Source organism: Streptomyces sp. KR55, from assembly GCF_052245645.1.
Classification (GTDB): domain Bacteria; phylum Actinomycetota; class Actinomycetes; order Streptomycetales; family Streptomycetaceae; genus Streptomyces; species Streptomyces flavusporus.
The window spans coordinates 1-13715 of the sequence record NZ_JBQQCE010000055.1 but is presented as its reverse complement, the minus strand read 5'-3'; the positions used below and the strand labels follow the sequence as shown (position 1 = coordinate 13715).

Annotated in this window: 13 protein-coding genes and 4 pseudogenes; 9 read left to right on the top strand and 8 right to left on the bottom strand. The window is 70.0% G+C overall.

Annotation, left to right across the window (positions count from 1 at the left end; all coding sequences use genetic code 11):
• From repSA to ACTWQJ_RS10890, 4 genes and pseudogenes are all read right to left on the bottom strand, one after another.
• A pseudogene (gene repSA / locus ACTWQJ_RS10905) lies at window positions 1-1263 on the bottom strand (replication initiator protein RepSA); the annotation flags it as partial.
• Between the two features lie 50 nt (window positions 1264-1313).
• Window positions 1314-1622 (bottom strand): annotated as a pseudogene (locus ACTWQJ_RS10900) (DUF2637 domain-containing protein); the annotation flags it as partial.
• A gap of 5 nt (window positions 1623-1627) precedes the next feature.
• Window positions 1628-2110, bottom strand: a complete 483-nt coding sequence (locus ACTWQJ_RS10895) for a hypothetical protein (RefSeq protein ID WP_443306429.1) — start codon at window positions 2108-2110, stop codon at window positions 1628-1630.
• Between the two features lie 83 nt (window positions 2111-2193).
• A pseudogene (locus ACTWQJ_RS10890) lies at window positions 2194-3000 on the bottom strand (FtsK/SpoIIIE domain-containing protein); the annotation flags it as partial.
• Between ACTWQJ_RS10890 and ACTWQJ_RS10885 the strand changes: the two are divergent.
• The 3 genes and pseudogenes from ACTWQJ_RS10885 to ACTWQJ_RS10875 form a co-directional block, all read left to right on the top strand.
• Window positions 2999-3154, top strand: a pseudogene (locus ACTWQJ_RS10885) (GntR family transcriptional regulator); the annotation flags it as partial. The pseudogenes ACTWQJ_RS10890 and ACTWQJ_RS10885 sit on opposite strands and share 2 nt — an antisense overlap.
• Window positions 3155-3294: 140 nt before the next feature.
• The gene (locus ACTWQJ_RS10880; protein WP_443306428.1) at window positions 3295-3768 is read left to right on the top strand and encodes an ASCH domain-containing protein; all 474 of its coding nucleotides are present in this window, start codon (window positions 3295-3297) and stop codon (window positions 3766-3768) included.
• 223 nt (window positions 3769-3991) lie between these two features.
• Window positions 3992-4459: a hypothetical protein gene (locus ACTWQJ_RS10875; protein ID WP_443306427.1), complete on the top strand. Its 468-nt coding sequence runs from the start codon at window positions 3992-3994 to the stop codon at window positions 4457-4459.
• Between the two features lie 262 nt (window positions 4460-4721).
• Here the strand turns inward: ACTWQJ_RS10875 and ACTWQJ_RS10870 are convergent, their stop codons facing one another.
• Window positions 4722-5258 carry a hypothetical protein gene (locus ACTWQJ_RS10870; protein ID WP_443306426.1) on the bottom strand — a complete coding sequence of 179 codons (537 nt, stop codon included), beginning with the start codon at window positions 5256-5258 and terminating at the stop codon, window positions 4722-4724.
• A 93-nt stretch (window positions 5259-5351) separates the two neighbouring features.
• Here ACTWQJ_RS10870 and ACTWQJ_RS10865 point away from each other — a divergent pair, with 93 nt between their 5' ends.
• On the top strand, window positions 5352-5708 hold the full coding sequence (locus ACTWQJ_RS10865; RefSeq protein WP_443306425.1) for a hypothetical protein: 357 nt from the start codon (window positions 5352-5354) through the stop codon (window positions 5706-5708).
• Window positions 5709-5895: 187 nt separating this feature from the next.
• Here the strand turns inward: ACTWQJ_RS10865 and ACTWQJ_RS10860 are convergent, their stop codons facing one another.
• Together ACTWQJ_RS10860 and ACTWQJ_RS10855 are read right to left on the bottom strand one after the other, a co-directional pair.
• Entirely contained in the window at window positions 5896-6615 is a 720-nt protein-coding gene (locus tag ACTWQJ_RS10860) for a cation transporter (protein WP_443306424.1), read from the bottom strand.
• Window positions 6606-6941: an ArsR/SmtB family transcription factor gene (locus ACTWQJ_RS10855; protein ID WP_443306423.1), complete on the bottom strand. Its 336-nt coding sequence runs from the start codon at window positions 6939-6941 to the stop codon at window positions 6606-6608. The genes ACTWQJ_RS10860 and ACTWQJ_RS10855 overlap by 10 nt, the downstream gene beginning before the upstream one ends.
• 193 nt (window positions 6942-7134) lie before the next feature.
• On the opposite strand from ACTWQJ_RS10855, the gene rlmN reads away from it, so the two are divergent.
• The 5 genes from rlmN to ACTWQJ_RS10830 all read left to right on the top strand — a co-directional run bounded on the left by rlmN (window position 7135) and on the right by ACTWQJ_RS10830 (window position 13024).
• Window positions 7135-8241: a 23S rRNA (adenine(2503)-C(2))-methyltransferase RlmN gene (gene rlmN, locus ACTWQJ_RS10850; RefSeq protein ID WP_224735222.1), complete on the top strand. Its 1107-nt coding sequence runs from the start codon at window positions 7135-7137 to the stop codon at window positions 8239-8241.
• Between the two features lie 206 nt (window positions 8242-8447).
• Window positions 8448-9539, top strand: a complete 1092-nt coding sequence (locus tag ACTWQJ_RS10845) for a thiamine ABC transporter substrate-binding protein (protein WP_443306422.1) — start codon at window positions 8448-8450, stop codon at window positions 9537-9539.
• Between the two features lie 47 nt (window positions 9540-9586).
• Complete coding sequence (locus tag ACTWQJ_RS10840) at window positions 9587-11188, top strand: ABC transporter permease (protein WP_443306443.1); 1602 nt, start codon at window positions 9587-9589, stop codon at window positions 11186-11188.
• Window positions 11188-12222, top strand: coding sequence for an ABC transporter ATP-binding protein (locus ACTWQJ_RS10835; protein ID WP_443306421.1), 1035 nt, complete (start codon window positions 11188-11190; stop codon window positions 12220-12222). Before ACTWQJ_RS10840 ends, ACTWQJ_RS10835 begins: the two co-directional genes overlap by 1 nt.
• A gap of 10 nt (window positions 12223-12232) precedes the next feature.
• Window positions 12233-13024 (top strand): maleylpyruvate isomerase family mycothiol-dependent enzyme, encoded by a 792-nt coding sequence (locus ACTWQJ_RS10830; RefSeq protein WP_443306420.1) that lies wholly within the window; start codon window positions 12233-12235, stop codon window positions 13022-13024.
• 59 nt (window positions 13025-13083) lie between these two features.
• Here ACTWQJ_RS10830 and ACTWQJ_RS10825 read toward each other — a convergent pair.
• A partial coding sequence (locus tag ACTWQJ_RS10825; protein WP_443306419.1) for an LAETG motif-containing sortase-dependent surface protein occupies window positions 13084-13715 on the bottom strand: 632 nt, incomplete at its 5' end.

Below are 13715 nucleotides of genomic sequence, written 5' to 3'. Positions count from 1 at the left end.
TCAGCACGTCCCTTCGTTCGTGAGTTGGTCTTGCAGGGCTTCGCGGGCGGTTTCGCGGTTGAGCTGGAGGTCGCGGGCGATGGTGGCGGCGAGGGCGGATTCGCCGGGGGTGTGGCCGTGTCCGGCGTACTGCCAGTCGGCGAGAACGAGGACGGTGTCCGGCTCGACGTCGTCCGGGCCGAGGGCTTCGCGTTCCTGGGCGGCGCGGTAGTCGGCGCGGGCCTGGCGGAGGGCGCCGAGCGTCGTCGAGTAGCGGCGCGACTTGGAGGAGAAGTGACCGCGGAAGCCGAGCATGTACGCCCAGGCCCACAGCTGCCGGTCGGGGTAGAGCGGGTCGAGCAGCTTGCAGGCCTCGATGAGGCGGCAGGTGTGGTCGGGGACTCGGTGGCGGTCGAGCTCGGCGAGTTCGCCGATGCGGCGGTCGAGGGTGCCGGTGTTCTCGGCGGCCTTGGTGGCGTACTTGGCGACGTAGGAGGCGACGGCCTGTTCGGTGGTCTCGGATCCGTCGCCGAACGCCTTCACCGGCCGGACGTCGAGCTGGGTGCCCCAGCGGAAGGTCCGGGCCGGTTGGTCTTCGGCGGCCGGCACCGAGACCGATGTGTAGGAGTGCGCGGCGGCGGCACGGATGGCGTCGGCAAGGAGGTCGACGATCGCCCAGGCGGGCGGCGGTGTTTCGGGACCTTCCGGGCCGTCGAGCCGGATCACGGCATGGAAGTGCAGGGCACCGCGCTTCTGGAACTCGGCGACCTTGCCGTAGGAGACGCGGAGGTGGTCGGCGAGCTCGCGGCGGGAAAGGCCGGCGCGGACGGCGAGTTCGCGGCGGAGCCGGGTGGTGAAGCGCTGCCAGAGCTGTCCGGCGTGGTTGTTGAACAGGACGGCGCCCGCGTAGTCGTACGTCTCCGGGTCCAGGGCGGTTCCGAGCGCGGGGTCGTCGGTGGCGTGCTGCTTGCCGCAGCGGCAGGTGCCGTGGTCGGGGCGGTTGTGGACCGGGCCGAACGATGGAGCGGTGAGCGTGGCGAAGACCCGCGGGTGATCCCGGACGGTGGCGGAGACGTCTCGGCGGTCGTCGCCGGCCAGGCCCGCGCGGATGAGGTGGTAGGTGTCGCCCGCGTAGGTCCAGGCGCAGGCCGGGCAGCGGGAGGCGCGGCGGTTGCCGCAGGCGCCGGGGAGGCGTCCAACTCCGCCTCGGAAGCACGTGGTTCGGGTTCGATGTCGAGTGTGGAGGCCGGAGCTGCGGGTGTCGGCGGATCCGGCACCCGGTCTGTGGCCGAGTGGGCGAGGAGGGTGCCGCCCATGAAGGCCAGCGCGGGCCAGGCGGCGACCAGGATGCGCAGCCACGCCGGGACCTGGTCCAGGTAGAGGAGTCCGGCGGTGGCGATGTTGGCGCCGAGCGAGGCCACCAGGGCGATCAGGAACCAGCACCAGGCCAGGCGGGACGGCCCGTCGGTGCGTAGTCGTCGCCAGGCGGCGACCAGGAGCAGGTCGACCGAGATCGGGTAGGCCCAGGCTTTCCAGCCGTCCTGTCCGGCAGCGGCGGCCAGGTCGTGCAGGTGGGCGAAGGACAGCGCTCCGGCGATGACCGCCTGGACCAGCACGGCATCGATGTGCAGTCGCGAGGCCATGACGGTCACCGCGCTACGGGTCGGCCGTTGGCCTCGGTGATGGCCTTCAGGACCCGGTCGAGGTTGGCCGCGTCCAGGCCGGTGACCGCGTCGCCGAGCGGGATCCGGGCGGCGGTGTCGGCGAGCGAGGCGGCGATGGCCAGGATGCGCAATTCCCCGCTGGAGGCGGGCAGGTCCTTCGCGGTCAGGGCCTCGACGACCTTGAGCCAGTCGACGCCGTACGGCTCCGGGGCGGGCCCGGAGTAGTCGATCAGCAGCAGGCCGGGCCGCTCGGCCAGGCGCTTGATCCACAGGCCGTGGTCGACGAGGAGGCCGATCGCGGCTTGCTGGGCGGGGATACCGTCCGCCACGGTCTGGAGGATGTTGGCCAGCTCGGCGGCGTCGATGGTCACGGTGCCGTCGTCGGTGTCGTACCAGGGGCAGTCGCGTTCGTCGTGGTCGATGCCGGTTTCGGTGCCGTCGACGTCGCCGCAGTGCGCGCAGAACACGGGGCACTCCTTCCTGTCCTGAGGCATGGAGGGGGTAGGGACCTGGCGCGAAGGCGGTCGCGCCGGCCGGGGGGCAGGAGAGGTCAGGCCGTGGCGGGGGCTGTCTTGGACAGCGGCACCCGGGCCGAGGGCAGCGAGGCAGCCGCGGGCCGGTAGGCCGCCAGGGCGGGCAGGTCGGGGGTGCGGTCGGCGTGCTTGTTGCAGATGTTCACGGCCTGGCGCAGCGAGGTGTGCGGGGCGCGGATGCGGTGCCAGCCGCCGGTGGAGTCCCCGGCGATGGCCACCCCGCGCATCTCGGCGGGGATCTGGATGGCGGCCAGGACCGCGTCCGGGGAGATGTCGCCGAAGGCCATCTTGGCGGAGGTTTCGTCGTTGACGCGGTGCGCGGTGCGGCCGGTGAGCTGGGCGCGGAGCATGGTGATGCCGTCGCCGAGTTCGGAGCCGAAGCGCTGCCCGCAGATCTCCAGGTAGATGCCGGCCGCGCGGCCGAGCTGGGCGAGGCGCACCAGGGCGGTGATGATCCGGTCCCGGCGCGGGTCGTTCTTCTTCGTGCTCAGGGCGAGTTCGGCGACCTCGTCGACCAGGACCACGACCGGCACCGGCCGCAGTTCCTCACGCAGGTCCCAGATGTCGGCGGCGATCTCCGCATCCGGCACCGCCACGCTGATGCGCTGCTCCGCCCGGATGAGCTGGTAGACCTCCTGCATGTGCGTCACCAGCGCCTCCAGCAGTTCCAGCGCGGTGTCGCGGTTGTCGGCGAGGGCGGAGAACCGGCGGGCCAGTGGAAACAGCTCGACCCCTTGCTTGCAGTCGATGCCGACGAGGGCGACATGGTGCGCAGCCAGCCCGGCCACCAGGTTGCGCTGGTAGACGGACTTGCCGGACTCCGTACGGCTCCGCTCCTCGGACCGCTTCCGGCGGTCACACCGGCGCAGCGGCAAGGCCGCGTACCTCGCCGAGTCCGCCCAGTCCGGCGCCACGGCCAAGGTGAGCGTCCTCTACATCGGGCCGATGGAGGCCCCCGAGGATGCAGCCCAGCAGGTCCACAGACTGCCCGACGCGCCGGAAGCTTACAGGGCCATGATCACTCGCGCCAAAGCAGCTCCCGGCCAAAGTCGCTACGCCGACCGCGTGGGCGCCTTAACGTTCTGGCTTGCCCCGGGGTGGGTCGTTACGGTGATCGCATGACGCCCGACTCCATCTCACCTGCAGACATCGCGTCGATGCCCAGGACCGAGTTCGCTTTCCCTGGCCCACTGCGCGACCAGCTCGTCGCAGCCATCCTCAACGGTTCCAAGACCTCCACGACAGCACTCGTCGTCGACTACGAGCATGACGGAGAGCCCCTGCCGGAAGTCGGGAGCCGTTCGGTGGTCGTCGACTCGGACGATCGTCCGGTCGCGGTCATCGAGGTGACCAGCGTGCGCGTCGTCCCGCTGGCGCAGGTGGATCTTGCCCACGTGGTGGACGAGGGGGAGGGGGACACCAGCGTGGCCGAGTGGCGCGAAGGCCACGAGCGGTTCTGGCACAGCGAGGAGATGCGTGCGGCCTTGGAGGACCCCGATTTCACCGTCGACGACACGACGCTGGCGGTTCTGGAACGCTTCCGCCTCATCGCCGACCTTCGCCTCGCCGATGCTGCCCGGATCGACGAGTGACGACGTGCCCCTGACGTGCCCGACGGAACAGCGAGTAGCGGGGAGTCTCGGGGAACAGCGGAGCGCCATCCGGAAACACGCAGGTCAGCGTCTCGCCAGGTCAGCCCGCATCCAGTTACGCGATCTTCCAAACTGGTGCTCCACAGCCCTGGACTGGGACATTGAGGCTCCGTACCGGCCGCGCGGTAAGGTGCAGCCCGCTACTGGCGAGGTGGAGGTAGGCGTGGCTGATGGCCTTGGGCTGGAGTCGCTCCAGGTTGGTGACCTTGTAAAGCTCAGCCTGGCGATGACACCCACTCGTGTGACAAGAGTCGATCAGAGCTACGCATACGTCGAGTGGCCATGGGGCGAGATTGATCCTGAATCCCGGTTCCGGTGGGATGGAGGTCGCGCATTTGCCCGAAATCCGGATTCACAAGACTGGGTCGACTCCCCCTACCGAACCGACCCTGAACCGTGGCACCTGACCGAGAACGCCATGTGCATGGTCGGCATTCCTGAAACGATCGCTCAGGTCGTCGACATTCATCGATGCGAGCAGCCACAGGATGTCGGGTGGCTGCCTCGCCCCCGCGTCATGCTGGGCATCATTCCTGCCGACCGCCCCGAGTACATGGACGACGAAGACGCCGGCGACACGCTCTACTTCCCCTCCGCGGAGCCGATCGCTATCAAGCGCGCGGCCGAGTGAGTGTCTAACTGCGTGACAACGCCGACGCACAGCGGCGGACAACCCCGCACACCTGCGGACCATCACCACAGCTCAGAGACATACCAATCCGAGGCCGAGACCCCACCCAAGTTGCTTCGGGACAAAGAGGCCGTGGCATCAGCGCTTGGGAGTGGTGACCTTGCCGGGGCGATGCCAGAAGGGTGTGGCTCCTTTGGAGGGACGGTCCCACCAGCACAGGCCGACGTGTCAGTCCTCTGGGGTAGTGCGGAACTCGGGTCGATCAGACGCAGATCCAGCAGTACAGCCGTTCCCCGCGCCGCTGTGCCCCGCGGGCGAGTTTCGCCAACTCGTGCAGCAGGCCGCCGATCGCGTCGGTATCACCAGACCCCCGCTCTTCGACCCAATGCCGTGCTGCCGCAGTCAATTCGGCGGCCTCCACCCCCGCCAGGACGCCTTGAAGCTCATCGCTGATGGTGAGCACCAGACGCTCGCCTCCGTCGCGTTCGGCGACGACGTGGGAGGTCCGGGGCCGTGCCAGGAACTCGTCGAAGTCGACCCCGGTCAAGATCCCCTCGATCGCTCCGAGGTCGGTCGTCGAGTCGAACGCCTTGGTGGCCACGACGTGGAACCCCGTCTCGGCCAGCCGAAGCCGTGGTCTGAGGAGCTCGCGAAGGCCGTCGCGCCCGTAACGCCGCAGGACCTCCGGGACGGGCATTGGCAGCTGCGCCCCCGCACCATCCGGCCCGCCGGGCAAGTCGATGGTCGTGGCGGCCGACTCGTCCGATGCCGCGGAGAAGTAGTCATACATCACACCCACAGGCGTGATCATGCCAGGGAGTGGCGCGGCGCCCCAGCCTGGTAGCCGCCAAGACTGGCTCCGATGCAGGGTCCCTTCGAAGGAGCCGCACCGATGTCAGAACCCGATGAGAGTGTGTCCGGCATGGAGACACCCATTGCCCCTGACAACAGGGATGAGGAGCACGCTGTCATTGGCCACTTCCGGCTTGCTGCTGGCGGTTTTGGCGACGCCGGCCAGCGAGAGCGGGTCTACGAGGCTGAGGAGGTGATGGCAGCAGCAGTCGAGGAGGCCGGTGTCGGGGAGGTCGACGGCAACGAGTTCGGAGAGGGCGAGGCCGTGCTCTACGCCTACGGCCCGGATGCAGATGCTCTCTTCAAGGTCATGGAGTCGACTCTGCGCAGTCTGCCGTTCAGGCCGGCACACGTCGTTCTCAGGCGGGGCGACATTGAGTCCCGTGTTGACCTGTAGGCCTGCCACGCCGCTGGGGAAACAGCGACGGCCCGGTGTGCAGTCCGGGCCGCCCCTGGGCCGTACGAGGTCAGCCGACGTCGACCGACAACGACAGAAGCCCACGGCATCTGAGCTGGTCAGAGCCGTGGGCTTCCTCAGCCTTGCTGGTCAGCCAGAGGGCTGATTAGCAGACCGGCTTGTGAGGTCAGTTGCAGCAGTCGCATCCGGGGCGGCATCCGCGCGCATCTGCCTCTGTGTTTCCATTCGGCATCGTCGCGGGCGGGGCCGCGCAGCAGCCCTTTCCCTGCCAGGCGTCGCGGCCTTCCTTGACGGCGATGGCGGCGATGACGAGGGCTGCGATCGGGTCGGCCCAGGACCAGCCGAGGGTGGCGTTGAGGACCAGGCCGACGAGGAGCACGGCGGAGAGGTACGTGCACAGCAGGGTCTGCTTGGAGTCGGCGACCGCGCTGGCGGAGCCGAGTTCGCGCCCGGCCTTGCGCTGGGCGGCAGACAAGAACGGCATGACGGCCAGGGAGAGCGTGGCGAGGACGATGCCGGGGATGGAGCGCTCGGCTTCGCCCGAGCCGGTCAGGGCGCGGACGGCGTCGGTGGTGACGTAGGCGGCGAGTGCGAAGAAGGAGACCGCGATGATCCGCAGGGTGGTCTTCTCCCGTGCTTCCCGTACGGCGTGCTCTCGGGCGGAGAACTGCCAGGCGACCGCGGCGGCGGAGGAGACCTCGATGACTGAGTCGAGGCCGAAGCCGATGAGCGCGGTGGAGGAGGCGAGGGTGCCGGCGGTGATGGCGACGATCGCCTCGATGACGTTGTAGGTGATCGTCGCCGCGACCAGCAGACGTATCCGACGGGCGAGCACGTCACGGCGGGCCGAGGAGGGGCCGAGGGATATCGCGGTCATCAGCAGCATCCCTTGTCGTCGGCGTCGGCACAGGTGCGGTCCGTCTCGACAGCCACCACAGCGGTACGCAGGTCGTCCAGCGCGTGGCCGAGGCGGACGTCCGCGAGCTCGTAGCGGGTGCGGCGGCCGTCGGGGACGGTGACGACCAGGCCGCAGTCGCGCAGACATGCCAAGTGGTTCGAGAGCCGGGTGCGTGAGATGCCCAGGGCGTCGGCGAGGTCGGCCGGGTAGGCGGGAGCTTCACGCAGGACAAGCAGGATCCGGCAGCGGATCGGGTCGGCGAGCGCACGGCCGAACCGGGCCAGTACTTCGACCTCCGGGGCAACGGTCAGCATGAGATCGAGAGTACATGGATTCCTGAATTCAGGAAGGGGTGGATAGTCTGACTGTCGGGGCCAGCCGATCGGCTCTGGGCCGTCTCTGGGCCGTCCGAGGCCGCTCAGTGACGGCCGGTGACGACTGCTAACGACAGCCGTAGCGAGCGACAGCCGCAGGTCACCCAATTGGATCTGCGACACTGGTACAGCCATGCCTAAGCCCGGAGAACTCACTTTCGTCGCCCCGCGCGGAGCCAAGAAGCCGCCGCGGCACCTTGCCGATCTCACGCCCGCCGAGCGCAGGGAAGCCGTGGCCGAGATCGGCGAGAAGCCGTTTCGCGCCAAGCAGCTCTCGCAGCACTACTTCGCGCGGTACGCGCACGACCCGGAGCAGTGGACCGACATCCCGGCCGGGTCCCGCGCGAAGCTGCGGGAGGCGTTGCTGCCCGAGCTGATGACCGTCGTACGGCATCTGTCGACCGATGCGGACACCACCCGCAAGACGCTGTGGCGGCTGTTCGACGGGACGCTCGTCGAGTCGGTGCTGATGCGGTACCCGGACCGGGTGACCATGTGCATCAGCTCGCAGGCCGGCTGCGGGATGAACTGCCCGTTCTGTGCGACCGGGCAGGCGGGGCTGGACCGGAATCTGTCCACTGCCGAAATCGTGCACCAGATCGTGGACGGGATGCGGGCGCTGAGGGACGGCGAGATCCCCGGCGGTCCCGCACGGCTGTCGAACATCGTCTTCATGGGCATGGGCGAGCCCCTCGCCAACTACAAGCGCGTCGTCGGCGCGATCCGCGCCCTCACCGACCCCGAGCCGGACGGGCTCGGGCTGTCGCAGCGCGGGATCACCGTGTCGACCGTCGGACTGGTGCCGGCGATCCACCGCTTCGCCGACGAGGGCTTCAAGTGCCGGCTGGCCATCTCGCTGCACGCGCCCGACGACGAGCTGCGTGACACCCTCGTCCCCGTCAACACACGGTGGAAGGTGCGGGAAGTCCTCGACGCCGGGTGGGAGTACGCGGCCAAGTCGGGGCGCCGGCTGTCCATCGAGTACGCGCTGATCCGGGACATCAACGACCAGGCCTGGCGCGGTGACCGGCTCGGCCGGCTGCTCAAGGGCAGGCCCGTGCACGTGAATCTGATCCCGCTGAACCCGACGCCGGGCTCGAAGTGGACGGCCTCACGGCCGGAGGACGAGAAGGCGTTCGTCGAGGCGATCGCCGCGCACGGCGTGCCGGTGACCGTCCGGGACACCCGAGGTCAGGAGATCGACGGGGCGTGTGGTCAGCTGGCCGCCACCGAGCGGTAGTCTGACGCCGTACACATCTTCATATTCCGACAGGGGAGCGCCACAGCGCTGAGAGTGCGGGACAGTCCGCAGACCCTCTGAACCTCGCCCAGGTCATTCTGGGTAGGGAGATCGGTCGTCACTCAAGCTGTTGCGCCCTGCCCGGGAGCCGTCCGAAGGTCCCCGGGCAGGGCCGCGTCTCTTCCTGGTCAGCCAGGAGGAAATCGGTGAGCAACACCAGGAAGTTCACAGCCGTGGTCGTCGGGCTGGGCCTGATCACGCTGCCAGTGCTGTCTGCGTGCGGGTCTTCTTCCGAGTCCGGCAGCGGGGGCTCCGGGGACTCCAAGACGGTCACCCTCGTCAGCCACGACTCGTGGGCCGTGTCCAAGGGCGTGCTGGCGGACTTCGAGAAGCAGTCCGGCTACACGGTGAAGGTCCTCAAGGACGGCGACGCCGGGCAGGCCGTCAACAAGGCGATCCTGACCAAGGACAACCCGCAGGGCGACGTCTTCTTCGGCGTCGACAACACGCTGCTGTCCCGCGCCCTCGACAACGGCCTCTTCCAGCCGTACGAGGCGAAGGGCTCCGACTTCGTCCTGCCCGAGTACCGGGTCGACCAGGACAAGCACCGGGTCACGCCCGTCGACACCGGAGACATCTGCGTCAACTACGACAAGGCCTACTTCACCGAACACAAGCTGGACCCGCCGCAGTCCTTCGACGACCTGACCGAGCCCGCGTACAAGAACCTTCTGGTCACCGAGAACGCCGCCACCTCCTCGCCCGGCCTCGGCTTCCTGCTCGGTACCGCCGCGAAGTACGGCGACGGATGGCAGGACTACTGGAAGAAGCTCACGGCCAACGGTGTGAAGGTCGTCGACGGCTGGGAGCAGGCGTACTACGAGGAGTTCTCGGGTTCGTCGAGCGGCCGGAAGGCCGGCGGCGACCGGCCGCTCGTCGTGTCGTACGCCTCCTCTCCGCCCGCCGAGGTCGTCTTCGCCGACCCGAAGCCGAAGACCGCGCCGACCGGGGTCGCGACCGGCACCTGCTTCCGGCAGATCGAGTATGCGGGGCTGCTGAGCAACGCGCGGAACACCGAGGGCGGCAAGGCGCTGCTCGACTTCCTGCTCACCAAGGAGTTCCAGGACGACATGCCGCTGAACATGTTCGTCTACCCGGTGCGGGAGGCCGCCCAGGTGCCGGAGGAGTTCGTGAAGTACGGGCCGCAGGCCAAGGATCCGCAGACCATGGACCCGGCCGAGATCGCCGCCAACCGCGACCAGTGGGTCAAGTCGTGGACCTCGCTCGTACTGAAGTAGCCCTCAAGAAGCGCGTCACGAAGGGCGGCGCGGCACGGCTCGGGCTCATCGCACTGCCCGTCGCGTTCTTCGCCGTCTTCTTCGCCTACCCCGTGGCCGCGATCGTCGCCCGCGGGCTGAAGGCCGACGGGGGCTGGCAGCTCGGCAGGATCGTGGACGTCCTCACGCAGTCAGACATCCGCCACGTCCTGTGGTTCACCACCTGGCAGGCGCTCGCCTCGACCGCGCTGACCCTGCTGGTCGCGCTGCCCGGTGCGTATGTCTTCGCCCGCTTCGACTTCCCCGGCAAGCACCTCCTGCGGGCGGTCGTGACCGTGCCGTTCGTGCTGCCCACGGTGGTCGTCGGGTCGGCGTTCCTCGCGCTGGTCGGGCGTGGCGGGCTGCTCGACGAGCTGTGGGGCGTACGGCTGGACACCACCGTGTGGGCGATCCTGCTGGCGCACGTCTTCTTCAACTACGCCGTCGTCGTACGGACGGTCGGCGGGCTCTGGGCGCAACTCGACCCCCGGCAGGAGGAGGCCGCGCGGATGCTCGGTGCCTCGCGGCTCTCCGCCTGGCGCACCGTGACCCTGCCCGCGCTCGCGCCCGCCGTGGCAGCCGCCGCGCTGATGGTCTTCCTGTTCACCTTCACCTCCTTCGGTGTGGTGCAGATCCTGGGCGGGCCGACCTTCTCGACCCTCGAAGTGGAGATCTACCGGCAGACCTCTGAGATCTTCGACCTGTCGACGGCCGCCGTCCTCACGATCATCCAGTTCCTGGCGGTGGGCGCCATCCTCGCCGTGCACGCCTGGACCGTACGGCGACGGGAGACCGCCCTGCGCCTCGTGGACGCGTCCGTGACCGCGCGCAGGCCGCAGGGGGTGGGCCAGTGGGCGCTCCTTGCCGGTGTCCTCGCCTCCGTCGCCGGGCTGCTTCTGCTGCCGCTGGCCGTGCTGGTGCAGCGGTCGCTGGACGCGCCCGACTTCGCCTACTACCGGGCGCTGACCAGCGAGGACGGCGGGACCTTCCTCGTCCCGCCGATCGATGCGATCGGCAATTCGCTCACCTACGCCGTCGTCGCCACCGCCATCGCCGTGCTGATCGGCGGCCTCGCGGCCGTGGCGCTGACCCGGCGGGATGCCGGACGGTTCGTGCGCGGGTTCGACGCGCTGCTGATGCTGCCACTGGGTGTGTCCGCCGTGACCGTGGGCTTCGGGTTCCTCATCGCCCTCGACGAACCGCCGCTGGATCTGCGCAGTTCATGGATCCTGGTGCCGCTCGCGCAGGCGCTGGTCGGGGTCCCCTTCGTCGTACGGACCATGCTGCCCGTGCTGCGGGCCGTGGACGCGCGGCTGCGGGAGGCGGCGGCGGTGCTCGGGGCGTCGCCGTGGCGGGCATGGCGGGAGGTCGATCTGCCGATGGTGCGGCGGGCGCTGCTGGTCGCGGCCGGGTTCGCCTTCGCGGTGTCGCTCGGCGAGTTCGGGGCGACGGTCTTCATCGCGCGGCCGGACAACCCGACGCTGCCGGTCGCGGTGGCGCGGCTGCTGGGGCGGCCCGGCGAGCTCAACTACGGGCAGGCGATGGCCCTTTCGACGATTCTCATGGTGGTGTGCGCGGTGGCGCTGCTGGTGCTGGAGCGGTTGCGGACCGACCGGACGGGGGAGTTCTGATGCTGCTGAGCCTTGAGGGCGCGACCGTACGGTTCCGCGGGCGGGCCGCGCTCGACCGCGTCGACCTGGGCGTCGCCCAGCACGAGGTGGTGTGCGTGCTCGGGCCGAGTGGCAGTGGCAAGTCGACGCTGCTGCGGGCGGTCGCTGGGCTGCAGCCGCTGGACGCCGGACGGGTGGTACTCGACGGGCGGAACCAGGCGGGCGTGCCCGCTCACAAGCGGGGCGTGGGGCTGATGTTCCAGGACCATCAGCTGTTCCCGCAGCGGGACGTGGGCGGCAACGTGGCGTTCGGGCTGCGGATGCACGGGGCGTCGAAGAGGCAGCAGGGCGAGTATGTACGGGAGTTGCTGGAGCTCGTCGGGCTGCCGGGTGCCGCGCGTCGGGCCGTCGCCGCGCTGTCCGGGGGTGAGCAGCAACGGGTTGCGTTGGCCCGGGCGCTGGCGCCGCGGCCACGGCTGCTCATGCTGGACGAGCCGCTCGGCCAGCTGGACCGGTCGCTGCGGGAACGGTTGGTGGTCGAACTCCGGGAGCTGTTCGGCCGGTTGGGGACGACCGTGCTCGCGGTGACACACGACCAGGGCGAGGCCTTCGCGCTCGCCGACCGGGTGGTGGTGATGCGGGACGGGCGGATCGCGCAGTCCGGTACGCCGCTCAAGGTGTGGCAGCGGCCGGCGGACGAGTTCGTGGCCCGCTTCCTGGGCTTCGACAATGTGGTCGCGGCGACGGTGAGCGGACAGGCCGCGGACACGCCGTGGGGCAAGCTGCCGGTGCCCGAGGGGGCGGCGCAGGGGGCGGGCACGATCCTCGTACGGCCCGCCGGTGTGCGCCTCGTGCCGGCCGACGCGGGGCTGCGCTGCACGGTGGCCGCGCGCACGTTCAAGGGCACCCATGTCGCAGTACATCTGCAGCCCGAGGATGCGCCGCGCCTTGAGGCGGCGTGTGCGCTGCGGGACGCGCCGGAGACCGGGGACGAGGTCGGGGTGGCCTTCGACGCAGCCGAAATTGTCGTGCTCGGAGGAGCCCGGGACGCCTAGGGTGCGGCTCATGACGCTACTCGGACACGACCGCTACTGCGACGAAGTCGTCGGCCAGACCGATCTGTTGAGGTCACACCTCGCCGGAGCCGATCTCTCCGTGACCGTGCCGACCTGCCCGGACTGGACGCTGCGGCAGCTTGCCGTGCATGTGGGCGAAGCGCACCGCTGGGCCGAGCACATCGTGCGGACGAGGGCGACGAAGAACGTGCCGGTCGAGCAGGTGGCCGACTTCGACGGGCCGGAGGACGACGACCCAGCCGCGCTCGACGCCTGGCTCGTGGAGGGCGCCGAGAAGGCCGCCGAGACCTTTCGCGCCGCCGGGGCCGGGACTGCGGCCTGGTCCTGGGCCTGGGAGCACACCGCCGGATTCTGGGCGCGGCGGATGGCGCACGAGACGGTGATCCACCGGGCCGACGCGGCCATCGCCGCAGGCGTGACGTACGAGGTCGCGCCGGAGCTGGCGGCCGACGCGATCGACGAGTGGCTGCAGATCGTACGGTTCGCGCAGGAGAAGTACCCCGACGCCGCCGCGCAGGAACTGCGCGGGGCGGGTCGCAGTATCCACCTCCATGCCACCGACGCCGAGCCGGGCCTGGACGCCGAATGGCTGATCGAGTTCGACGACAAGGGCGTCGACTGGCGGCGCGGCCACGAGAAGGCGACCGTCGCGCTGCGCGGGCCGCTCACCTCCGTCCTGCTCGCCTTCTACCGGCGACTGCCGCTGGACAGCCCCGAGGTGGAGGTCCTGGGGGAGCGGGAGTTGCTGGAGTTCTGGCTGGAGCGGGCGACGTTCGGCTGAGACGCGTGCGGCCCGCCCCGGAACGGGACGGGCCGCAGCCGGTCGGGCCGGACGGAGGATCAGCGGTCGCTGCTCGCCCCGCGGCGGCGCATGCCGAAGAACACCGCGCCGCCGCCGACGGCGACCAGAGCGGCCGCGATGCCGGCGATCAGACCGGTGTTGGAGTCGGCGCCGGTCTCGGCGAGGTTGGAGTCACCGGCCCCGGCCGCGGGCGACGGAGCGTTGCTCGCGGTGTCCGCGGGCGCGCTGCTGCCGCCCTCCGAGGCCGTCGGGGTCGGGGTGTCGGACTCGGCCGGGGCCGAGGGGGTCGCCGACTCCGACGGCGTCTGGGACGGGGTCGGGGTGGGGCTCGGGGTCTCCTCGGTCGTGCAGGCGGTGGCCGGGGTGACCAGGTTCGGCTTGATGTCCTCGTCGACCTGGTTGCCGGCCTTGACGTGGACTCGGTACGTCGCGCCCGGCTTCCAGTCCTCGGCGAAGGTGATCGTGACACCCTCGCGGGAGCCCTTGACCACCTGCTTGCCGACGAGCCGCTCGTCGGCCCCGTTGTTCTCGAGGTAGACGGAGACGGTCGCCGGGGTGCCGGCCGGGTCCTTGTCGGTGACCGTGATGACGCCCTTGGTGCCGTCGCACTCGGCCGCGGCCGAGAACTCACTGATGTTGCAGGCGAGCGCGTTGCCCGCGGCGCCGAGCG

Bases quoted from the DNA above. Each gene is read 5' to 3' on its own strand.
- ACTWQJ_RS10880 (WP_443306428.1), top strand. From the start codon at position 3,295: ATGACGCCCGACTCCATCTCACCTGCAGACATCGCGTCGATGCCCAGG.
- ACTWQJ_RS10865 (WP_443306425.1), top strand. From the start codon at position 5,352: ATGTCAGAACCCGATGAGAGTGTGTCCGGCATGGAGACACCCATTGCC.
- ACTWQJ_RS10860 (WP_443306424.1), bottom strand. From the start codon at position 6,615: ATGCTGCTGATGACCGCGATATCCCTCGGCCCCTCCTCGGCCCGCCGT.
- ACTWQJ_RS10855 (WP_443306423.1), bottom strand. From the start codon at position 6,941: ATGCTGACCGTTGCCCCGGAGGTCGAAGTACTGGCCCGGTTCGGCCGT.
- rlmN (WP_224735222.1), top strand. From the start codon at position 7,135: ATGCCTAAGCCCGGAGAACTCACTTTCGTCGCCCCGCGCGGAGCCAAG.
- ACTWQJ_RS10835 (WP_443306421.1), top strand. From the start codon at position 11,188: ATGCTGCTGAGCCTTGAGGGCGCGACCGTACGGTTCCGCGGGCGGGCC.
- ACTWQJ_RS10830 (WP_443306420.1), top strand. From the start codon at position 12,233: ATGACGCTACTCGGACACGACCGCTACTGCGACGAAGTCGTCGGCCAG.